At 54.3% G+C, this 23,229-nt stretch carries 16 protein-coding genes; 14 read left to right on the top strand and 2 right to left on the bottom strand.

Annotation, left to right across the window (positions count from 1 at the left end):
• Positions 1-171 precede the first annotated feature (171 nt).
• Genes HMPREF1292_RS05995 through HMPREF1292_RS06005 form a run of 3 tightly spaced genes read left to right on the top strand, consistent with a single transcriptional unit; the run spans position 172 to position 5,026 of the window.
• Entirely contained in the window at positions 172-3,213 is a 3,042-nt protein-coding gene (locus tag HMPREF1292_RS05995) for a hypothetical protein (protein WP_156912292.1), read from the top strand.
• A complete protein-coding gene (locus HMPREF1292_RS06000) occupies positions 3,214-4,143 on the top strand; it encodes a class C sortase (RefSeq protein WP_023019156.1) in 930 nt (309 codons plus the stop codon).
• A 10-nt stretch (positions 4,144-4,153) separates the two neighbouring features.
• Positions 4,154-5,026: a class C sortase gene (locus HMPREF1292_RS06005; RefSeq protein ID WP_023019157.1), complete on the top strand. Its 873-nt coding sequence runs from the start codon at positions 4,154-4,156 to the stop codon at positions 5,024-5,026.
• Positions 5,027-5,089: 63 nt separating this feature from the next.
• Here the strand turns inward: HMPREF1292_RS06005 and HMPREF1292_RS06010 are convergent, their stop codons facing one another.
• Entirely contained in the window at positions 5,090-5,323 is a 234-nt protein-coding gene (locus tag HMPREF1292_RS06010; protein ID WP_023019159.1) for a hypothetical protein, read from the bottom strand.
• A 224-nt stretch (positions 5,324-5,547) separates the two neighbouring features.
• Here HMPREF1292_RS06010 and HMPREF1292_RS06015 point away from each other — a divergent pair, with 224 nt between their 5' ends.
• The 8 genes from HMPREF1292_RS06015 to HMPREF1292_RS06050 all read left to right on the top strand — a co-directional run bounded on the left by HMPREF1292_RS06015 (position 5,548) and on the right by HMPREF1292_RS06050 (position 16,412).
• Positions 5,548-7,203 (top strand): TIGR04028 family ABC transporter substrate-binding protein, encoded by a 1,656-nt coding sequence (locus tag HMPREF1292_RS06015; protein WP_023019160.1) that lies wholly within the window; start codon positions 5,548-5,550, stop codon positions 7,201-7,203.
• Complete coding sequence (locus HMPREF1292_RS06020) at positions 7,203-8,249, top strand: ABC transporter permease (RefSeq protein ID WP_023019161.1); 1,047 nt, start codon at positions 7,203-7,205, stop codon at positions 8,247-8,249. Before HMPREF1292_RS06015 ends, HMPREF1292_RS06020 begins: the two co-directional genes overlap by 1 nt.
• Positions 8,240-9,052, top strand: a complete 813-nt coding sequence (locus tag HMPREF1292_RS06025; RefSeq protein WP_023019162.1) for an ABC transporter permease — start codon at positions 8,240-8,242, stop codon at positions 9,050-9,052. The genes HMPREF1292_RS06020 and HMPREF1292_RS06025 overlap by 10 nt, the downstream gene beginning before the upstream one ends.
• Positions 9,052-10,668, top strand: coding sequence for an ABC transporter ATP-binding protein (locus tag HMPREF1292_RS06030; RefSeq protein WP_023019163.1), 1,617 nt, complete (start codon positions 9,052-9,054; stop codon positions 10,666-10,668). Before HMPREF1292_RS06025 ends, HMPREF1292_RS06030 begins: the two co-directional genes overlap by 1 nt.
• A gap of 55 nt (positions 10,669-10,723) precedes the next feature.
• Positions 10,724-11,986, top strand: a complete 1,263-nt coding sequence (locus tag HMPREF1292_RS06035) for an alkylhydroperoxidase domain protein (protein ID WP_023019164.1) — start codon at positions 10,724-10,726, stop codon at positions 11,984-11,986.
• A 691-nt stretch (positions 11,987-12,677) separates the two neighbouring features.
• Complete coding sequence (locus tag HMPREF1292_RS06040; protein ID WP_023019165.1) at positions 12,678-13,844, top strand: acyl-CoA dehydrogenase family protein; 1,167 nt, start codon at positions 12,678-12,680, stop codon at positions 13,842-13,844.
• 38 nt (positions 13,845-13,882) lie between these two features.
• Complete coding sequence (locus HMPREF1292_RS06045) at positions 13,883-15,067, top strand: CaiB/BaiF CoA-transferase family protein (protein ID WP_023019166.1); 1,185 nt, start codon at positions 13,883-13,885, stop codon at positions 15,065-15,067.
• A complete protein-coding gene (locus HMPREF1292_RS06050; RefSeq protein WP_023019167.1) occupies positions 15,060-16,412 on the top strand; it encodes a YjiH family protein in 1,353 nt (450 codons plus the stop codon). Before HMPREF1292_RS06045 ends, HMPREF1292_RS06050 begins: the two co-directional genes overlap by 8 nt.
• Before the next feature lie 595 nt (positions 16,413-17,007).
• Here HMPREF1292_RS06050 and HMPREF1292_RS06060 read toward each other — a convergent pair.
• Positions 17,008-17,643 (bottom strand): Abi family protein, encoded by a 636-nt coding sequence (locus tag HMPREF1292_RS06060; RefSeq protein WP_027018422.1) that lies wholly within the window; start codon positions 17,641-17,643, stop codon positions 17,008-17,010.
• A 344-nt stretch (positions 17,644-17,987) separates the two neighbouring features.
• On the opposite strand from HMPREF1292_RS06060, the gene HMPREF1292_RS06065 reads away from it, so the two are divergent.
• The 3 genes from HMPREF1292_RS06065 (at position 17,988) to HMPREF1292_RS11105 (ending at position 23,200) form a co-directional block, all read left to right on the top strand.
• The gene (locus HMPREF1292_RS06065) at positions 17,988-19,295 is read left to right on the top strand and encodes a DUF3100 domain-containing protein (protein WP_023019169.1); all 1,308 of its coding nucleotides are present in this window, start codon (positions 17,988-17,990) and stop codon (positions 19,293-19,295) included.
• A 12-nt stretch (positions 19,296-19,307) separates the two neighbouring features.
• Positions 19,308-20,531, top strand: a complete 1,224-nt coding sequence (locus tag HMPREF1292_RS06070) for an amidohydrolase (RefSeq protein WP_023019170.1) — start codon at positions 19,308-19,310, stop codon at positions 20,529-20,531.
• A 236-nt stretch (positions 20,532-20,767) separates the two neighbouring features.
• A complete protein-coding gene (locus HMPREF1292_RS11105) occupies positions 20,768-23,200 on the top strand; it encodes a Rib/alpha-like domain-containing protein (RefSeq protein WP_023019171.1) in 2,433 nt (810 codons plus the stop codon).
• Positions 23,201-23,229 lie beyond the last annotated feature (29 nt).

Here is a 23,229-nt window from a genome sequence, read left to right on the forward strand (position 1 = left end):
ATTGCACATGGCTTCCACGCGGAGCCACACAACATTGGCGGGTGGCTGAGAAAGTCTCCCGCCAATCTTGTCTAAACATTCTGCTGCGTTGCACCCTTGGGCATTCATAGGATCGAAATGTACTCTTTTTCCCGCCGTTCGCTTTCTTTTGTGTCCGTCTTAGTTCTCATAATGACATTGCTCGCGGCACCCGTAATAGGGCTACACACCGTGAATGTTCCAGCAGCGCAAGCTCAAGAGCCTGGGTTTGATGCCCCAGCACCAACTAACCTTCTCGAAGGATGCACCTATCGTGGTCGCGGCCCAGGCAACGACAGCAATGCGGCAGGTCGTTTAGCCGATTCGCTGTGCTGGCTTCCCGCTGACAAACTGGCATCCGGTGAACCAATTACGCTCGGCAACTACGAGCTTCGGTACAACATTCACATCGATAGGCCAATCGAACGCTTCTCTAATTCGACGTACGAGGAAGCATTCTTTGGTAATCCAAATCCCAAAAGAAGTAATGGCACAGGGGTATTTATTACCGAACCAAACGGCGTTCATGATGTGATGACTTTCCGCAAAGAGCGGAGTAGAAATGACGAACGCGCAAAAATTAGCATCACTAACATAAAACTGGTCGATAAAACCACCGGGCAGGAAGTAGCGCAATCAGAATTTTTCCTGGCCGCTGCAGATGCAGAAACCTCGACTACGAACCAAGAAAACTGGGGTTTTCAATCAGATGTCGAAGTCCTAGCATTGCAAAAAAACTTAGGCACGTCGCGGTTTGGGCACAATCGATCCTGTGATCGAGATTTCAGAGGTCCATTAACAGGCAGAGGTTATATCAACCTCGATGACAACCAGTTGTATTCGTTGATTTGTGCGCCGCGCGCACACACTCACCGCGGTAGCTTCGTGGCGGCAGCGAAGAAGCCAAGCCGTTTTGAAATCACCATGGGCCTACCTAGAAATGGTGGTGAACAGGCTGTAGCTTTTGCTTTGGTGCTGGATCGAATGGGGGGAGATGTTCATCCAAAGGCACAAGAGCACCCAATGCTTGGTGAATATGATACTGCCCTGACTAGCTTGGAAGCTGGGCTAAGCGGAGGCGCCCGAACGGGATTTAATCTGACTGCCACCTACGAAAATGAGAGCAATAGCAGCAGGGACCAATTGCTTGGCAATTTCGGGCGCTACTTGCCAACCCCGCGTGTAGTGAACACAGCACCAGGCAGTAACGAGCCGATCCAGCTGGAAAATACCGGAAAAACCCTTGTCTATCGCTCGCAAGCAGAGAATTCAGATCCGGTGCAAGCTATGAAGCGTTACCGGCCGGAATGGGTCTGTCGAACTCCTTCGGCAGGACAGGTTCGCATTCGCGAGGCCGTGCATCAAGTGCGGGAAAACCCAAACGAGGTGAATCCGCAGCCAGGCAGCGAGCAGTTCCGGGCACCGACGTTCGGCAATGACCACTCGAATAAAACGAACATCACCCTAAATAATAAGCCCGAAACTGGCGTGAGTGAGCTGCGTATTCCTTCGAATTTGCATCAGCAATTTGGAGGTATATATTGCCGGGTGGACTGGCAACCACGCTTTCGGTCTGCAGCTCTCAACTTCAGTAAAGCGGTCGTCTCAGACTGGCCTGACAACGGCTTTGGCGATGCTGAACGAGTATTCCAACTAGGCTACGCATGTCGTGTGGACCGTGCAGCGACTTCCACTTCATACTCGAATGAAGAATTCATCGATGCATACGCTGCGGAGTCTGAATTGGTCAGCGATGCTGAGTATCCGGTTAAAGGAGCTGTTTCACTGAAGCGGGATGAACAACAAAGTGTCGTCGTTCCAGAACGTATGCAGTGTCAATTCTCGGAAATGCTTCCGGAGATTGACCGAGAAGTCCCAGGCCAAACGGTAACTCCCGGCGTTGTTATCGAGGGCAATCAGTTTCGAGGCGGCCAGCCGTTTCGTGCGCCGCATCTGAGCATAAAAGACAACAACGATCTCTGGTTCAGTTTCCGTGGAAATGAGTACCCGCTAAACCTCGCAGTGATTGACGTCAACGGAGATTTTTCTAGCCGGACACCCACCAACTATGACATTGCACTGACGAATAACTACCGGCACGCAAAAACAGCAGCCTTTCTTGACAACAACATCAAATCAGGGGAGTTCCCGGTCAACGTTGTGGAACCTGGTGAAACAAAAATCATCAAGTCCCATTTAACCTGCCCGGGAACACCATTCAACGAACAGATCGAATTTCCCGTCACAAACAACGGTGCTGAGCTGCAATATCAGACACGGCACGACATTTCCGGAGCTCCCGCGGGACGCGATTGTGTTTTAACCGCAACTGACGACGGCGGTAAGCCGGTGATCTCACGCGAATTGCAGCTCAATGGTGAACAAGTGCCACCGGCAGAAACTGACGAAAACGGCGTCGCGCTTAGTTTCCAGTTCCGTTTCCCACTACCCGAAGGCACCCGCGCAGCGGAACTGCCAACGCTAACCTTGATCTCGAATTATGTCGACGATCGTAAAGCGGATTTCGAGGTCTCGAAATACATCGAAGGTGTCTCTGATCCGCGTGGTGCCTTGAACCCCGGCGGAGCCGTGCTGCCGAGTGACGCAACCGTGATGCCGATGCGCCTAGGAATCACTAATAGCGGCGACCTTCCGTTGCCCCTTGTTCACGAACGCTTCCACATGAGCGATGCAACCCTGGCAGGCAAGACACTGACAATTGGTGGTGTGATTGAGAACTTCCAGGTTAGCGGCGGCACGCAGGTGGTTGTGCCCGCTGATGGGAATCTTGGCGAGATCTACAACGAATTGCAATGCACAATTAACCGTCCCGATGCTCCCCAGCCTGACGTTGCCCAATCCGCCCCAGAGAACGGCGCAACCGACAGTCAGGTTCTGGCACCGGGGGACAGCCTGGACTGCACCTTCGCGGTACCTATTGAAGCCGAAGCAGGTGAAGCTTATAGCTACCCGGAAGACAGTTCGACTCGTGAATTCTACGTAAGCTACCAACGCGAGGGGCACGAAACCGTAGAAAAAGAAGCCAAGTACAGCGCAACACGTCTGAGCAAACTCATCGACCAGATGCTGCCAAACACCGGAGTGCAAACCATGGTCTGGATTTTGGGCCTTGGCCTGTTAGCATTGCTGTACGGATTGTGGCGGTACCTTCGTGATGATAAAGAGGAAAACTAAATGACCCTCCTTGCACAGCAGCCCTCCGGCGGTGGGCAGCCGCGCCAGCAGCAGAGTGCGCGGCACACGAAGCGCAAAAAATCCAACAGCGCCATCTACCTCATCCTCGGCATCGCGGTGCTGCTGTACCCAATTTTCGCGACCATCTACAACGACTATCAACTAGACGCGCAAGCACGCAGCTACTCCGACAACATTGAGAAGATCCAGCCAAGCGAGCGCGTCGCCAAGTACCTCGAAGAAGCCCGCGAGTACAACGAGCGCCTAGCGCGCCAAGGCCACCACGCCATGCCGCCAGAAGAAGGTGTGCCGGGCTTCGACGATTACATGTCGACGCTCAACGCTCCCGAAACTAACGGTGTGATCGCGCGTATCACCATTCCGTCGATCGACGTTGACCTGCCGGTTTATCACACAACCGCGGATCACGTGCTTTACGAAGGTGCTGGACACATGTTCGGTAGTTCGCTGCCCGTCGGCGGTCTGGGCACCAACTCCGTGATCTCCGCGCACACGGGAATGGTCAACGCCACCATGTTCGACAACCTGCCGCGCATCAAAGACGGCGCCGATGTCTACATCGACATCATGGGCGAAAAGCTGCGCTACCAGGTCAACGCACGCGAAGTCGTCGGACCGAATGACTATGAGGCCGTGACCTACGAATCCGACAAAGACAAGCTGACGCTGGTGACCTGCACCCCGTACGGGATTAACACAGACCGGCTGCTAGTCAACGCCGAACGCGTACCAATGGACGAAACCCAAGAAACCCACACATCGTGGATGCCGCACCTGAGCTGGTGGATGTATCTTGATTTGTTCATCATCCTGGTGGTGCTCGCAATCGTTGCTTATCGCGAATGGAAGAAGCGCGCCGCACGCAAGGCAGCAGAGCGCGAAGCCGCAGAGCTAGAAACCATCGCCTAGGCCCGGGCGCATGCGCACCAATCACAGCACGCGGCAAAAACCGTGCAGGCGCTACCGTTCGGTCGTGTACTTCCTGCTAGCGCTGGCGGTTTTCCTATCGCCGGTGGTGCTGACGCACTACAAAAACGTCGAACAGCACAACCTCGCCGCGCAATACTCCGAAAACATAGCGCTGCTGCCCGCAGAATACATAGACCCCGTGCTTGCCGACGCCCACGCCTACAACGAAGGGCTAGTGGATTTTCCCGTCTCCGACCCGTGGAAATACGGCGTGGACACCAACTCGCCGGCCTACCACGACTACGAAAACCACCTCAACGTCGACGGGCTCATGGCGCGCATCGAGATCCCATCGGTGGGCGTTGATTTGCCCGTCTACCATGGAACTTCTACTGATGTCTTAGCCGCAGGCGTCGGGCACTTGTACGGCACAGATTTACCGGTCGGTGGCCTGGGAACGCATTCCGTGCTGACCGGCCATACTGGCATGGCGACGCTGACGATGTTCGATAACCTCACCAGCGTCGCCGAAGGCGAAATCTTCACTGTCGAATCGATGGGGCAGAAGCTGGCTTACCAGGTGGATCAGATTCAGACCGTGCTGCCCGATGAAGTAGAGCACCTGCGCGCAGAGGATGACAAAGACCAAATGACGCTGGTTACCTGCACACCTTATGGTCTGAACACCCACCGGCTGCTGGTGCGCGGCCAACGCGTAGAAATGCCGGAACAACCACTGGCACAAACCTATTACAGCCCGTGGCAGCCCTGGATGGTGGCCTCGGTGGTTATCTCTCTGCTGACCCTGCTCTACCTGGTTTGGTGGTTGGTGGGGCGAGCACGTAAACCGCGACGTGCCAACTGCTGCGCAGCGACGTCGTAAACGTAGTGCACAATATCGCTGTTGATGATCTTGTCGACGGCATCGATGATGGCCTCCAGCGGGTTATGCAGGTAGGTCGGCGTCGACAAGCGGGCGGAAGTAGACGATGTTCTTCTGGGCATAATCCCGTGAAGGATCCTCCGCCGCGTTGTAGCTGCCATTGCGGAGGCGAGTGACATTAGACTGCGCGCGACCATAGGCGAGCAGGAGATCGAAGAAGAGATCATCGCCGAACTCATCCTGCTCCGCGATCTGCGTGACGCGCTGCTCAATTTCCCGGATGCTAAGCGTAGCCACCTTGCGTTTATCCTTTAGCCGAAAACACTCTGGTTAGGTGTAGGCGATTGAATAGTGCAGGGCCGAAAAAATCGGTTCATCGATCGTAGACTGGATTGTCTATATGGTTTGTTTAATTGTTGTATCTATCGAGGTGAATCAATAGACCGAATGGTCTTGTAATCATCTTTCGTGTGTGGTCTAATTAGCGGGCTTTACTTTAGAACTGAAGGAAACCCACGATTATGACGAACCTACGAAGGCGCCTGAAAACGTTTGCCGCAGCTATGGGCGGTGCGATGACACTCTCCCTGGCCGCATGCACGAATATCTCCGAAGCGGCGGATACCGGCATGGTCACCTATGCCGAGCCGAATATGTTCAATAACCTTTATCCACCTTCTGGCGGTTATTACCCAAATGGTGGCGTGTTAAACAACATTACGGACCGGCTGCTGTGGCAAGACCCGGAAACCTTAGAGCTGCACCCGTGGATTGCAGAAGAATTACCGCAAGCAAATGCGGATAATACGGAATTCACTTTTACAATCCGTCGGGGCGTTACTTACTCCGATGGTTCTGTGCTTGATGCCGCGAACGTGAAAAAGAACTACGACCTCTACGCGAAAGGGGATGAGGCACGCTTATTAACGCCCTCCGAACAGCTTCCGAATTACGAGAAAGCTGAAGTCATTGACGAATACACGGTGAAGTTTTATTTCACGAAGCCATCCCCGGGCTTCCCACAAGCGACGTCAGTTATGAACCAAGGGTTGCTGTCCAACGAAACCTTGGATCTCGATGATTCCGGCTTCGCGCCGGGCAATGCCACCGGAATTTCCGGGTCTGGCCCCTTCGTGATTGAGCAAGAAGAACTCGGCACAAAACTGGTGTTAAAAGCGCGTGAAGATTACAACTGGGCACCGTCTGCCCGCGCGGACCAGCAAGGGCCACCAAATATTGCAGGTGTGAATATCGTGCTCGCCGAAGAAGATTCCGTCCGCGTGGGCTCCCTCGTCGCCGGGCAATCCGATGTGGCGCGCCAAATCGAAGCCCCGGACGAGAAGCACCTCAAGGAGCAAAATTTACAGATCCTCGCTGCGCCCACACGCGGCGTCAACAATAGCTATCACTTCCATTTCCGGCATCCGCTGGTAGCAGATATCCGCGTGCGCCAGGCACTGATTCACGCCATCGACCGCGACAACATCCTGCGAGCCTTGTACTCGGATTCCTACCCGAAGGGCTCGTCAATTTTGGCGCGCACGGCAATCGGCTACAAAGACGAGTCAGAACACTACGCTTATGACCCAGAATTAGCAGAACAATTATTGGATGAAGCAGGCTGGAAACGTGGTGCAGACGGCATCCGCACCAAGGAAGACCAACGGCTTTCCCTGACCTTTAACGAAGCCGTGCCGCAACCGCGGTCCCGGGAGATGTTTACCAAAGCGCAAGAGATGCTGAAAAGCATTGGGGTAGAAGCGAATTTGTACCCAGGCGATCGCTCTGCGCAGACGAAAGCGATGCAAGACCAAGAACTCGTACAAATACGTCATACGATGACCGGACGTGCGAACGTCGACACTTTAGCTACCTGGCTTGATGGCGCCGGGCGAAATAGTTTTCTGAACTACGATGCAGGAACCGATAGTTACGGCGATGAGCAATTGCAAGCATTGGTGGATGACTACTTCCAGCTGACCAGCGAGAAGCAGCGCCTCGCGAAAGCTGCTGAAATGCAGGACTACCTGGCAGAACAAGCCTATATTCTGCCTTTGTTTGAAGAACCACAAGTCTATGGTGCGCAACCGCATGTTGACGGCTTTACGACGGAAGCCATTGGCCGACCATCGTTTTACGCAGTAGAGATTAACCCTGCACAAGGACGGGGGAAGTAATGAACCGGAAATCAATATTTGCACGAATCGGCCAGTCCGTTTTAGTTATCTGGGCGACGTTTACGCTGGCTTTTATATTGCTCAGTGCCCTCCCAAGCGACGCGGTGGCTGCGCGCTACGATAACCCGAATCTTGGCCTGACACCCGAGCAACTAGCCGATATCCGTGAAGTCTACGGTGCTGATGAACCACTTATCTCACGGTATTTTTCTGCTCTCACAGGATTCCTGACTGGCGACTTCGGCTATTCCGTGGCAACAGGCACTGCGGTTTCGGAGCTGCTTGCTAATGCCATCCCGTCCACAATGGCCCTGGCATTATCCGCGTTTGTGGTGGGCGCAATCCTCGCCTTCGGTATTGCGGTGCTATCTACCTTCGGGCCAATGAAATGGTTGCGAAGCCTTTCGCGTAGCTTGCCCTCGGTGATGGTCTCGGTGCCCACCTTCTGGATCGGAATTATCCTCATTCAAGTCTTTTCCTTCGGGCTTGGCTGGGTGCCGGTTATCGGTGCGAATTCTGTGCAATCTCTGGTGCTTCCAGTCATTACCTTGGCTATCGCGATATCTGCGCCGCTGGCCCAGGTGCTCATGCGCTCTATCGATGAGGTCATGGATATGCCCTTCGTACAAGTGGTGCGTGCTAAAGGCGCAAGCGGGGCATGGCTGCTGTGGCGAAATGTATTGCGCAACGCCTTCCTGCCGGTATTGACCATGGCCGGACTTACCTTTGGCGAATTAATCGGCGGGTCCGTGGTAACGGAAGCCGTTTTTGCTCGGCACGGCATTGGAGCCTTAACGGTAGATGCGGTTGCAGACCGTGACACCTCGGTGTTGTTGGCGATCGTGGTGCTTGCCGCGGTCATCTTCGTGCTCATCAACCTCGTGGTTGACCTTCTTTATCCAGTGCTAGACGTGCGCCTTCGGGAGCGTCGCACGGTCGTAAATTCCGCAGCACAGCCTTCCGCAACTTCTTCATCTGCACACGCGGCAGGTGCTTCCCGGAATGCCTCAGAATCGCACGAAAAGGAAGAGCAAAAATGCAGCTAAAACCCGCACAACTTAAAGTTCGTCCCGGTACAGCTATTTCACTCATCGTGCTTGGCTTGGCAGTGCTGTGCGCATTGGTGCCGCAGTTGTTTACTTCGCAAGATCCGAGCCAGGGTGGCGACACCACCGCACTACTAGCCCCAAGTTTTCAGCATTGGTTTGGCACCGACGCCGTTGGACGCGACCTGTACACCAGGGTGGTCTACGGGGCCCGGCAATCCCTATTGGGAGCGCTGCTCGCCGTACTTTTTGGTCTCGTCGTCGGAACCATTCTTGGCGTGGTCGCGGGCGTGAATAAGGGATGGCTTGATGCAGCGATCATGCGCGTCGTCGACGTGCTGTTATCCATCCCCGCGCTACTGCTGTCTCTATCCGTCATCATCGTTTTGGGCCATGGCATCTTTAATGCTGCTATTGCAGTAGGCATTACTTCGGTTGCCACCTTTGCGCGCCTGGCCCGCTCCCAGGTACTGAGCGTCGCCGGTGCGGATTTCGTTGAGGCCGCCTACGGCTCCGGTGGAACACCATTCCAAGTACTCGTGCGCCACATCCTGCCAAATTCCTTGACCGCAGTATTCGCCGTTGCCGCACTGCAATTCGGCTTGGCGATTCTGCAGCTGGCCACACTTGGATTCCTTGGCTACGGGGCTCCACCGCCGACGCCGGAATGGGGGCTATTGATCTCGGAATCACGTGACTACATCGCTACCGCCGGATGGCTCACTATGGCACCCGGACTTGTCATCGTCGCTGTCGTCCTAGCAGCGAACCACCTCAGCCAGATTTTGCGAAAGGCGGCATGATGTCCCTGCTTTCTGTTTCCGATCTTTCCATTACCTACCGCACCGAACACGGTGAGGTAGAAGCCGTCAGCGGAATCAACTTCGACGTGATTCCGGGAGAAATCACCGCCATCGTGGGGGAATCCGGATCCGGAAAATCCACCTCAGCCATGGCGGCAATCGGTTTGCTCTCAGAAAACGCGTCAATCGTATCCGGATCTATCGAATTTGATGGCAAGGAAGCCACGCAGCTGCCAGAAAAGCAATGGCGTAAGCTGCGCGGCCGACGCATCGGGTTAATCCCGCAAGACCCAAACAATTCGCTGAACCCACTCAAGACCATTGGCGCTTCTGTCGAAGAAGGCCTCAACATCCATTCCTTCGGCGATAAAGCCACCCGCAAGCAGCGCGCGATAGAGCTGTTAGAGCGAGTCGGAATTGACGATCCACAGCGTCGTTACGAGCAATACCCCCACGAACTCTCCGGTGGCATGAAACAACGCGTCTTGATTGCCGCGGCAGTGGCGCTGGAACCCGAACTGATTATTGCCGATGAGCCGACGTCTGCATTGGACGTAACCGTGCAGAAGATCATCTTGGACCTCCTAGACAGCATGTGTCGCGAACTCAATATGGGCATCCTGTTTATCACCCATGATCTGGCCGTGGCTGGCGATAGAGCAAACAAAATTGTCGTCATGGAAAAGGGTATGGTGCGTGAATCAGGTGTTGCAGCTCGAGTGTTGACGAAGCCGCAGCATGAGTACTCAAAGCGGCTGCTTGCCGATGCGCCGTCTTTGAGCTCGCCACACCTGGGCACCTCCCGGCGTGGGCAAGAAGCGCCGCAGGTACAGGAGCCATTGCTCACGGTTTCCGGGCTAACCCAACAATTTGGGGACTTTACCGCAGTCAATGACGTGAGCTTTAGCGTCGCACCAGGTACCACGCATGCGCTCGTGGGTGAGTCTGGCTCTGGTAAAACCACCACAGGCCGGGCAATATCACTGTTTAGCCGCCCAACTGCTGGAAGCATTGAGTTGCATGGGGAGGAAATTACACGTGCCCGCGGAAAGCGCCAACGCGAGCTGCGTCGCAGCATTCAGATGGTCTACCAAAACCCGTTTGGTTCGCTGGATCCGCGACTGAGCATCGGAGACAGTATCGCTGAGCCGGTGCGGAATTTTCTCGGTGATTCCCGGCGGAGTGCTCGGGCGAAAGCGGCAAAGGTGCTTGACCAGGTCTCGTTAGATTCGTCGATGGCTGCCCGTAAACCCACCGAGCTTTCCGGTGGTCAGCGCCAGCGGGTGGCGATCGCGCGGGCGATTATCATTGAGCCAGAGCTCATCGTCTTGGACGAGGCCGTATCGGCGCTGGACGTTACTGTGCAGGCGCAAATCCTTCGGTTGCTCGATGAGCTCCAGAAAGAACTCGGGTTGACTTATATCTTCATCTCGCATGATCTTGCGGTTGTGAACCAAATTTCAGATTCTGTATCCGTGCTTTCACGCGGTACACAGGTGGAATGCGGTGCAACTGAAAAAGTATTTACCCAGCCGAGCACGGATTACACCCGGACGCTTATCGACGCCATCCCAGGCTCGCGCTACCGTGCGGGAGATTTGAACTTGGGCTTGTAGAGCCGAAAGTGCTGAAAAATTAGCGGAAATCAGGGATTGGAAAAGGAGAAACACTATGGCGGACATCATTAACAACCTGGCTGCGGCAGCACCGGAAATCGAGGAGCTACGCAATGCTCGTCCTGATGCGTTGCACAATGCGCAAGCGAGCTTTTCGGCACTCCTGGAGCCGGAAGATCCAGGCAATTTTTCCTACGCAGAGCGCTATGCCGTTGCTGCGTTTACGGCCACGTTATTCGGGGAAGAAAAAGCCACGGACTTTTATTTCGATTTGCTTGCTGACGAAGCCGACGAAGAGTTGATTGCGGTAGTGCGCGCCGCCAGTGCCCGTGGGGCGTCGACCGGACCGTACCACGATGGTGGATTCGTCGTGTTCGGTGGCACTAGTGACACCAGCGGCACCGGTGACGTTACGGCGGGCGATGGTGACGCCGACGGTGTGGAAGCAGCGCTTGGTACCCGCTTGGCAGCAGCCTTTTCCTGGGTACACCTGGTGGCATTCCATCCGAAGGATGCGTCCCCACAGGCGTTGGGAAACCTGGATGCTGCCGGTTGGAGCGCAACTGAAATAGTTAGCCTTTCGCAGTTGGTGGCGTTCCTCGCGTTCCAGGTGCGCGTAGTGCATGGGCTGCGGGTGATGGCGGGGCAGAACCCGCACACGCCTACAGTCGATCGTGCTCCAGGGACGAAGAACACGGGCTGGGAAACCACCTCGAATATCCTCGAGCATGACTCTGTTGCGCCTAGCCATTTTGTGAATCACCCCTTGGGCTGGCTGCCGTGGATCGCCCCGCTGGAAAAAGAAGAACTTAACGATGAGCATATTGATGCGCTCATTAAGCCCGAGCGTGCCGGTATCGCGTATTTTCGGTTGCTTGCCCGTGACCCAGACGCGTTGAAAGCCCGCACACTCACTGACCTGGATATTTTCTACAACACCGAAGGTGGGCTGTCGCGTGCCGACCGGGAGCTCGCAGCAACCGTGGTTTCGCGTTACAACGGCTGCGAATATTGCGCCACTGTGCACCAAGCACGCTGCATCGACGAGGGCGGTGAATCAGCAGCGGTGCAACGGCTACTTGATGAGGGCATTGCGGCGGACCTTGGCTCAAAGAAATGGGATCTGATTCGCCGAACGGCGGTTGCCCTGACGAGCACACCGTTTGCCTTCGACACTGCACAGTGTGCGGAGCTTCGCGAGTTTGGCTTTGATGAACAGTCGATTCTGGACCTGATCTATTCCTCGGCGTTCTTCAACTGGGCCAACCGATTGATGCTGACGTTAGGTCAAGCAGAAGTCCCGAAGCGGTACCGGTAGCTGGCGTGCGGATCGCCCAGCGGTTGCAGACGCGGTTGGTTACGTCGCAGTAAACCCCTCTCCAAGCTTCTCACCTGCACAGCTCAAATGAGAGAGGGGTTTTGCACGTCAGTTGCGGACAGTTGATTAAGCGGCTGTCGAGAGTGAGATGAACGATTACCCAGGAATATATCCTCATAATTGTGCTGAATTGATGAATTTTGGGTAGCGCCTGATTGTTATTGGGGAACTTGGCGCCTTATGAATATTACTTATAAGCAAGTGTGGTGGGCCCTGGGAATCAGGGAGCGTCGCGTCGTGCGGTATTGGAAAATCTGCAATGCCACCCGGCGGACTATGTATCGGGCGGAAAATGCCCAACGGATGGAAGCTCGAGCAAGTTTTTTTATCAGGGCTATAAGTCTTGATGGAGTCGCAATTTCTCGTGAAAATTTTGTGTAAAAACCAACACGATCGCCAATGACCTCATTGTCGCACGCTTGTAAACGTGAGTGGGCCCATGTTGTGTTAACAGTGCCGTGGCGTATGCGGATAATGCTTATTGTTCAACAATGATGGTATACTGGAAGTTTTTCTCTCCTGGTCTCGAATTTCAGACAGGGTGCGGTAAATGTTGCTATCCAAACCGGTCGCGTCACAATAGCCTGTAACTCAGTTCATATTCACTTGATATTTGGATTGGAGTCTCAACATGGCTGGCCGTTACCCACAAGGTGATTTCTTTGATTTCGAGAGCGAACTTCCACAAGAAGAAAAGCAAATTCTTTACAAAGTTCGGGAATGGGCTCGCGAATCGGTCCTTCCAATCGCAGTTGATTACTGGAACCGCGAAGAATTCCCGCACGAACTGATTCCAGAAATCCAGGATCTGAATATCATCAGCCTCGTTCGTGGCCAAGGGCGCTCACGTCTGCTTGCCGGTCTGGTCGCGGCCGAGATCCACCGTGCTGATGGTTCTGTGGGAACCTTCTTCAGCGGCCAAGACGGTTTGTTTACAGGAAGCATTGAACTGCTCGGATCCGAGGAGCAGAAAGAACGCTGGCTCGATGACCTCTATGCGGTCCGGAAAACTGGAGTGCTTGCCATTACAGAGCCAGAGGCTGGATCCGACGTAGCACAAGGTATGCGGACGACTGCCAAGAAAGTGGATGGCGGATGGGTGCTGAACGGTGCGAAGCGGTGGATCGGAAACGCCACCTTCTCGGACTATGTAGCGGTATACGCGCGTGACCCAGAAGATGAGCAAGTCAAAGGATTTATCGTTGATACTTCAACCGAGGGGTACAGCGCGACTCTGATGAAAAACCGCATTGCGATCCGTGCGGTGCAAAATGCAGATATTGTTCTCGACAACGTATACGTTCCTGACGACTGCAAGCTGGAGCACGCGAATTCTTTCAAAGACCTGAACAAAGTATTCAAAAGCGCCCGTTCAACTGTGGGCTGGCAGGCAGTCGGTACGCAGATGGGTGCGTTGGATGTGGCGCTGGATTACGTCGACAAGCGTAAGCAGTTTGGCAAGAAGATCTCATCTTTCCAACTCAACCAGAACAAATTGGCCACGATCCAAGGCAATCTCGTTGCTAGTGAATCCATGATGGCGCAGTTAGCACGCATGGAAGATCGTGGTTCTGCACGAAACGAACAGTCTGCGCTGGCTAAAGCTTTCACCTCGAAACTGATGCGGGAAAGTGTTGCGTTAGGGCGTGAGCTGCTTGGTGGGAACGGTCTGATGACGGAATACCGAATGGCGAAGATCTTTAACGATGCAGAAGCTATTTACTCATACGAAGGAAGCTACGACATCAACCAGCTGGTCACAGGCCGCGCTATCACTGGTGAATCCGCATTCGTCTAACCACGGAATTTCGTAATCCAATTTTGTAGGAGGCCACTATGGCTACTGATGCATCATTAAATAAGCAACACGATCCAGCGCCATTGGCTGGTGTGAGAGTCTTGGACTGTTCGCGCGTGCTCGCTGGCCCTTTTTGTGCGATGATTCTGGCTGACTTGGGTGCGGAGGTCATCAAAGTTGAATCGCCCTGGGGAGACGATACGCGCCAGTTCGGTCCGTACTACGAAGGTGAATCGACGTACTACCGGTTATTTAACCGGTCAAAGAAATCCATCACCCTGGATTTCAAGAGTGAAGACGGCAAACAGACGCTGAAGGAATTAGCGAAGCGTTCTGATGTAGTCGTCGAAAACTTTCGGCCTGGAGTGCTTTCTAAGTTGGGACTTTCAGCCGAACAATTAATGGCTGTGAACCCTGGACTCATTGTCACGAGCATCAGTGGCTTTGGCCAGACTGGCTCCTTGGCAAAGGAACCTGCCTATGACCTGGTTGCCCAGGCGATGAGTGGATTGATGTCAATTACTGGTTGGCCCGAAGGCAAACCGACGCGAGTAGGAATCAGCTTAGGCGATATTGTCCCTGGTCTCTATGCGGCAATTGGTACGGTGTCTGCGCTGTACCAGCGTGTAAATACTGGGAAAGGTCAGCACATTGACCTTGCGATGTATGATTCCCTGATTTCGGTGATGGAATCAGTGGGCATGCGCGCCCTACACGGCGATACCCCGCCATCACGAATTGGCAATGACCACGGTCTTTCAGCACCATTCAGCACGTATGCGACAAAAGACGGCGATATCGTCATCGCCATCACAACGAACCGTTTGTTTGATCGTCTCTGCGAGGCATTAGACCTGCAGCACCTTGCCGAAGATCAGCGCTTTGCGACTGCTGAAAACCGTTCTGACTATAGGGACGACCTTCGTGAGGAGCTTGAAGCACGGCTGTCGGATTTAACCATGGGCGAAGCAATCGCACTTTTCGAGGAGCATGGCGTCCCGACAGCCCGCGTCTATGAACTTGATGATGCTTTGAAGAGCCCACTTGCGCAAGAGCGAGGCGTAGTAGCTACAGAATCAGACGGTTTCGCGACTCTCGCATCTCCGCTAAAACTCTCAGGAATGACCGGCCCGGTGCCAGCCTCGGGATTGGGCGAGTTTAATGATGATATCGAGAGTTGGCTTTCAGAACCGGTAAAGGATGAAGGGCAAGCCAATGACTAACTCCCACGACGTGGTCAGCAACGCGGCCTCGGAGGTTCAAAAGGAAACTGATCCGCAACCGAAAGCTGTTTGGCGATTCTTTGTATATAGCGGGATAGGCATTTTCGCTTTCTTCGTGCCTTTCCAAATCGGTGAGAAAAACACCATCCTTCTTGATCACATCGTTGGTTGGATCCAAGATGGTCTTGGATCGGGAACACGGTACGTAGTGCTAGTGCTCATTACCGCCGGTGCTGTCTTCCAAATTGCCACAGGTAAGTGGAAATTGGGCATCGCACGAGCGATTTTTGCTGCCCTAAGCGTGCTGGCTGTCATCTTGTGCGCGATGCTGACTTTCGGCTTTGGTCCTGAATTTTTATTCGAGGATAAACTTGGGCCATTCATCCTGGACAAGCTCGTCGTGCCAGTAGGGCTGTTAATCCCAGTCGGTGCAATTTTCCTTGGCCTACTGGTTGGTTTCGGCCTTATGGAATTTATCGGAGTCTTGTTGCAGAAATTCATGCGACCTGTGTTCCATACACCAGGTAAGAGTGCGGTTGACGCGGTCGCATCATTTTTGGGTTCGTATTCACTTGGCCTGCTTATTACTAACCGGATGTACAGGGCAGGTGCTTATACGGCAAAAGAGGCATCGATTGTTGCTGCAGGTTTTTCTACTGCGTCTGCGACGTTCATGGTTGTTGTTGCCCGTACGCTAGATCTTATGCACATTTGGGGCATCTACTTCGCGGTAACTTTGGTGGTTTGCTTTGCAGTTACTGCAATTGTCGTAAGATTGCCTCCTCTTTCCACGATCCCTGACGATTATTACCCGGGATCTGAACCTGAGCCAGAAGCTCAAGTTCAAGGAAAGCTACTTCCTGAAGCGTGGCGTCAAGGAAAATACTTCCTGAAATATGCTGACTCATTGCCTAAGACGCTGTGGAAGAATTTCGCAGATGGCGTTGTTATGACGATTCAGGTGCTCCCAGGAATTATGGCAGTCGGTGTCATCGGGCTAACCCTGGCCTTTTACACACCAACGTTTACTGTGCTGGGAGCTATCTTTTATCCATTGATGTGGGTGTTGCGTTTACCAGACCCCTGGTTTGCTTCGGAAGCAGTTGCCATTGGGCTTGCAGAGTTATTCTTGCCAGCAACACTTGTCGCTGGTGATGGTTCTGAGGTCTTGCGGTTTACAGTCGCTGTGACATCGATTAGCCAGGTATTTTTCTTCTCTTCGATGGTCCCTGCAGTCCTGGCGACAGATATTCCACTGGCAATTTGGAAGATGGTAGTCATCTGGTTCTATCGAGTTGTATTCACGGTTCTGCTGACAGTGCCTATCGCATACCTAATTTTTTAACGGATAATATGTAGGCTCAGGATAAGTGGGTATCTGAGCGTAACGGAATGACCGAATAGAAGAGATTAGGTCATTCCGTTTGGTATTTTGGGGCGATGCCGTTTGGCTACATAAGGCCAATGCGTCCCTGAATCTCGTGCTGATTTGCTGCGTTGAGTGCTTCAACCTAGAAGTTCTCAGCAGGGATGAGAACTTCTACGATCTGGTCAATTGCGAGATTCTTATGGCGGTCATGCACATTTCGGGCCGGAAACTACGGAATCATCGTGCGCTCGCGACTCACTGGTACTAAGGATTGTGCCTATTTTGGTCAGGTCGATGCGATCTTGGGATTTCCCGCAAGATGTCGACCGTTGACTAAATGGCTTTGTTGGTAACGGACTTGGGTTCGGTCGGGGTATTGGTGACTGTTTTCTCGAAGTCCATGGGGCACATGCCGAGTGACGAGTGTAAGCGACTTCGGTTGTAGTCCTTTCGATCCTTCGCCCAACCGATCGCATGGTCAGAATGGGGTTCATCTCCTGCGTGTCCACTTCCCGGGGCCACCAATTTTGATGACAATTTTAATTTCTTGCCATAATTCTGAGGGACATGCCTAAGGGCGTTGTGCTCGGATAACGACGACGCGGGAATGGCGTTTGATCCATGCCGCGGCATAGGGATCAATGAAGTTTGCCACCACGTGTATGGCGTTATCAACGGAGTCGAGATGTGCTGCTTCACGGGGTGCATCGTGTTGTTGGACGATTGATTCGTGGTGAGAGCATCTGTTTCTCATTTTGTAGACAATGGATACAAAATCTTCGAATTGCTGTCTGCTGTTGGGTTTTTCCTGCAAAGCTTTCTCTACCTGAGGCCAGATGCTGGCCTGATAGCGACTACTTAACAGGAAGCGCCAGAAGTCAAAGCTGAGCTCAGCGATGATTTTCCCTGGTGGCGCCTTCTCACCTCCGGCTCGTCTTTTCGCCTTGCGGATACTTTTCTCTGCTTCCTTGCTGAAAGCTATTCTGTCGTCGTCAAACCATCGTTCGTTGTATCTTCTGGTTAGGGCATCGTGGATACAATTTCGGAGAAGCACCTCGAGATGCTCGATGTCGGCAAGATAGGTCTTCGTGAGGTGAGTATTCCAAAGGTATAGCGCTTCTGGTGATGGATGGTCGGCGTATCGTGTCATTCGTGCAGAGGAAAACCACTGAGATAGCGTTACTAGGGGTGACTTTGAATTATTCATAATGGACATGTTAGTCTTTAACTCGAAAGCCCCGGAACGATCCCTGCACTACGTAAGTAGGAGTAAATCGCCGGGGTTATTGATATTTCGGGTTATTAGTGGCTATGTATGTGCATTCGTGAATTTTTCAATGCCTGCAGTACACTAAGAATCAACAGAAACCCCCTCCAAGCTTCTCATTAAGAACAGCTAAAATGAGAGGGGGGGGCTGTGCTATGTGGCGTAAACGACAAAACGGGCAGTGGATATTTGCCGCACTTACCTTTCTTTGCAGTTCACGCTGTGACTACACAGCGTGAATACAGTATTTTGTGCGGTGTTATCCATCTAGTTTAATTTCTTATATGGCTGAAACTATCGCACGCCTGATGCATTGGCGCCTGCACCTAGTCGTGTTGGTGCTCGCATGCCTGGCAGAGGTCATCGGCATCATCCAGATCGACATCGGCATCGGCACGGTGGTTCTGCTGCCGCTGCTGTACGCGTTTTTCTTCTCACTGTTGTTCAACCCGAATATTGTTTCTGGTCTGGGCAACGTCGTCGGTAAGCAGGGCGCAGGAATTGCGCCGCGGTGGATTCTCATCTGCATGATGCCGTTCATGGCGAAATTCGCCATCGGCATTGGCCCGCAAATCGGTGACATCATCGCAGCCGGGCCCGCGTTGATCCTGCAAGAACTCGGCAACGTTGCCACGCTGCTGATCGCCATGCCCGTGGCTGTGCTGCTGTTCAACATGGGGCGCGAAACCATCGGTGCAACACACTCCATCGCACGGGAACCAAACATCGCGCTGGTTGCGGATAGATACGGTCTGAAATCCTCCGAAGGCATCGGCGTGATGGGCGTCTACGTCATGGGCACCGTCTTCGGCGGCGTGTACTTCTCGCTGGTGGCCGGGCTATTCGCTTCCTGGGAGGTATTCGATATTCGCTCGCTGGCCATGGCCTGTGGCGTGGGCTCCGGCAGCATGATGGGCGCGTGCTCCACGGCCTTGGCAGAAACCGTGCCGGATGCCGCCAACGAGATCAGCGCCTTCGCGGCCACCAGCAACCTGCTCACCTACGGCACCGGGTTATTCGTCTCCGCGTTCATCGCGCTACCGCTAGCAGAACGCCTGTTCACGGTGCTGGCGAAAATGCGACGGCAGAAGGCGTCGGCAAGCAACTTCAGCGCATACACCGATGAAGAATGGGAATCCGGCCAAGAAGGCGACACCGAGCTGCCGATCCGCACAGTACTGGCTGCGCTCGTGTGGGTTTGCGTGCTCGCGCTGGTAGTGAACTGGGTAAATTCCGGGGTGAACCCGCTGGCTGCCGCACCGGGCATGGTGATCCTCTACGTCTGCTGCATTGGCGGGCTGCTGATTACGAAATACGTGCGCATCGGCGTGCCCAACGTGGCGTGGATTTCCGTGGTGGCGATCCTGGCAGCGCTGCCGTTTTTGCCATGGTCGGAAGCATTCATTGCCGCGACGGATCAGCTGAATATGCTGGCACTGCTGACCCCGGCGTTAACGTATTCCGGATTGGCGATCTCGCGCACGGAAGTCTCGATCTTCAAAAAATCCGGTGTGCAGATTGCCGTGATCGCCCTGCTGGTGTTCACCGGAACCTTCGTGGGATCCGCTGCGATTGCGAATGTGTTGTTGTAAGGAGCAAACTTCATGGATGCTAGTAGCGCGGTTACTACGATCATGGGCGACTACGCCTCGGTGGAGCAGTGGCAAACCGAGATTTACCTGGATCTGCACCGCAACCCGGAGCTGAGCATGCAGGAGGTACGCACGCGCGGGGTGATCGCCCGCGAACTGGAGACGCTGGGGTATCGCGTCGACAAGATTGGTGGCGGGCTCGTCGGCACGCTGGACAATGGGCCAGGGGCGACGGTCATGTTGCGTGCAGATTTTGATGCACTGCCGGTGCGCGAGGAAACCGGGCTGGACTATGCCTCGACGGCAACGGCGGTGAACCCAGAAGGAAAGACCGTCCCCGTCATGCACGCCTGCGGGCACGATTGCCACGTGGCATCGTTGCTGGCGATGGGGGCGCTGATGATGCGCCACCGTGAGCAGTGGTCCGGCCGGTTGCAACTGCTATTCCAGCCGGGGGAAGAGACCGGCGAGGGCTCGAAGTCGATGGTTGCCGACGGGCTAGTGGAACGCGTCGACAAGCCAGATGTGGTGCTGGGCCAGCATGTTTTCTGCGGCCCAGTGCCAGCCGGTCAGGTGGGCGTGGTGCCAGGGCCGTTCATGTCGACGGCGGTGAACGTGGACATCACGCTGCACGGGCGCGGCTCGCACGGTTCGATGCCACACCTGGGCGTCGACCCGATTGTTCTGGCAGCGCACGTGGTGCAGCGCTTGCAGACGATCGTGGCGCGTGAGCTGAGCCCGCACGAATTCGGGGTGGTCACCGTCGGCGTCGTGGAAGCTGGCACGCGCCCGAATGTCATCCCGGAAACCGCGCGGCTGAAGCTGAACGTGCGCGCCTACGACGAAGCAGTGCGCGCACGGATCCTCGCGGCGATCGAGCGGATCACTCGCGGGGAGGCCGTAGCTGCCGGTGCGCCGCGGGAGCCGGAGTTCCGCTATTACGAGTCCTTCCCGGTCACAGACAACGACAACGTGGTGGCCAGCCGGTTAACCGCGAGCTTCAGACGTGAGCTGGGCGAGAAGAACGTGCACCGCATCGAACCACTGACGGCATCGGAAGATTTCTCCGTGCTTGCCGACGCCTTCGGCGCACCGTACTGCTTCTGGCTATTGGGTGGGGCGCCAGAAGGTGTGAGCATCCCGAACCACAGCCCGAAATTCGCGCCGGTTCTGCAGCCGACTCTAGAAACCGGAACCCGGGCGTTGGTCTCGGCAGCGTGTGAGTATTTGCGCTGATCAGAAGATTGATTGGATTATTCGATTAAAAGTAATGTCGATTTTCAGGCGAAAAATCGACATTAAACATGTCTAATGTCGATTGCGTAAACATATCGGGGGATGTGCTCGTCGCCGGGCGCCGCCCGTCGCAGGTAGTTGCCCGCTGTGGGGTGGCGCCCGGCTGCGGGCCGGGCGCATACAAACCGAAGCGTATAGGCTTGTTCCATAATGTTTGTTTAGGGTAAGCTAATGCGATGCAAAAAACTCATAACCTCCGCAAAATATGGATTGCGGCCGCAATAAGCATGTCTGTTACCGGCATACACCTTAGCGTTGTACAACCAGCTTTTGCCCAACCTGCGACGCAAGAAGCAGCACGTGGCACAACGCCGGATAGTGAAAAAGCGCTCGGCGAAGTACCACGCGGTGAAGTGCCACACAGTGAAACCGCGTCAACGCCGCAAAAACAGCAACAAAGCAAAAACTATCAAGTCACCGCGACGTTTGCTGCCGGGGAAGTCACCAGAGACATCCTCATCGACGAAAAGCGCGGACGCGGCTGGGTAGCCGTCGACAAGCTAGGGGAGAGCCCCAGCGGAATAACGTGGTTCGACCTGGAAACCCAGAAACCATCTGAGACCGTGTACTGGGCGCCAAGCAAAGAAGCGCTAGTACAGATTTCTCTGAGCAACGACGGAAAATACATCTACGCTCTGCACCAACGAGAAGGAAAACTCACCGTCTTTAATGCAGATGACGGAACCGTGGTACGCCAGATTTTTGGGACCCCGAAGTTTCCAAAGGGCATGGTGGAAGACACAGATACCGGTGCAATCTACATTTACGATTCGAAATCCCTGGTTCATGTAGATCCCACGAACGCAACCGTGAGTGCGCCGATCCCCGTTAGTACGGAAAAATACCCGTCGATTAATGGCCTAGTCTACGATGCAACCCGCAAGATGCTGTGGATCAGCGCAGGCCGCGAAAACGTCATCACTGGATACAACACCGCAGCCAAGCAATGGGTACAAGACCTGGCTATTCCCGTCGCGGAAACCAGTTTTCAGGGGGCCGCAGTAGGAGGGCGCCCATACGAGTTAGCTTTTGACTCAGAACTCGGGCACCTGTACGTCGTCGTCAAGCCAACTTTGCAAGACGAGTTCACAGAAAGCAAGATACTCACACTCGATGCAGCGACCGGCAAATTCCTCGGCATGCCGATCGAGGTTGGAACCAAGGTTAACTCGCTACACGTTAACCCGCGCACACACGAAATTTATGCGGCAGCAGCGGACGACAACCGTGTGTCAGTCGTGAGCCCAGAAACCTGGACTGTCGCCGAAAAGATCGATTTCACTGAGCTTGGCGTCACGAGCGGCTACGGTACAGGCGAAGCCAACCTCGCTGTCGTTACCGGAAACGCTACGGGCGATGTCGCCTACGTTTCACACCCCTATAAAGAACGTTCCCGAGTAAGCCAGCTGCACCGAATCGGGCCAACACCGGCGATTACCCCCTTGCAGCCTGCCGACGAGAACCAGAAACCACCAGTCGACGCCGACAGCACAGGCTGGAACGGCCCCGAACAACCCCAGGACGCGGCAGTCAACAAACCGGCTAGCGCCATCGACGTAAAAGAGGCCAATTTGCGCTGGGGAATCAACGAATATCTGAAGGCGTGGTCAGTAGAAGCCCTAGGCGAAGCAGTGACAGTGGACAACTACCTGCCAAGCTTCACTCGCGCCCAAGGATGGTTCGATACAACCACTAAACAAATGTACTTGTCTTTTGGCAACGGTTTCCGCATCAAGCATTACCCCACGCTCGCCCCGCACGTAATTACGACGATGGGTAATCCCGAGCTACAGGTCAATGCAGACGGCTCCGGTGCCTTGACAATGGACGTTGCCTGGTCAGTCTACGAAGATAAAAAGAGCGACGGTTATAAACGCGTCACGGTCGCCACGTTTAGCTCTTCGACAATAGACATTGCCGGTGGAGACATCACCTTCGAAGCAACACCAGAATTCTACGGACATGCCTACCAGGGAGAAGAGAAGCAATATCCCAACTCGTGGCCGAAAGAATTCATCGATTATCTTTCCCCGGACACCCGGGCATGGTGGTACACCACGGGCGCCAGCCTGGATGCGGATAAAGCACCCGCACCGATCAAACTGACTGCCAAAATCCCAGTCGCGGATGTGCCAGCAGGCAGTGATCATGGAGATAACCAGGACTCCGCAACCCCGGACGCGAAACCTGGAAAGACCATGGCGGAAGAATATTCGCCCGAACCACACAGCTCAGTCACAGTTGCCCCTGGCGTAGCCGTCCAGGCACAAGATGCCCTGATAAATACTGCGCAATTGCCAGCAGACACCACCTATGCTTGGAAAACACCGCTTGATACCTCCCGGCCGGGAATACAGACCGGCACAATTGTCGTGACCTACCCAGACGGCTCGACGGATGAGGTCACAACCTTCATCGTTGTCGATGACCAACCAGCAACGGAACAGTCGGATAACACGCTCGGTAAAATCTTCAAGGTCATCACCGGGCTCGGAGTAATGGCAGCAGTATTTGGGGGCATTATTCATTTGTTGAATAACGATCCAGGCTTTGCACAACTGAAACACAACGTCATGGAGATGCTAAAAGGAATCGGGATTCGCCTATAAACGGAGTGCCGCTCGCTGTGGGTTGCCAC

This window comes from Corynebacterium sp. KPL1995 (genome assembly GCF_000477935.1).
GTDB classification, from domain to species: domain Bacteria; phylum Actinomycetota; class Actinomycetes; order Mycobacteriales; family Mycobacteriaceae; genus Corynebacterium; species Corynebacterium pseudodiphtheriticum.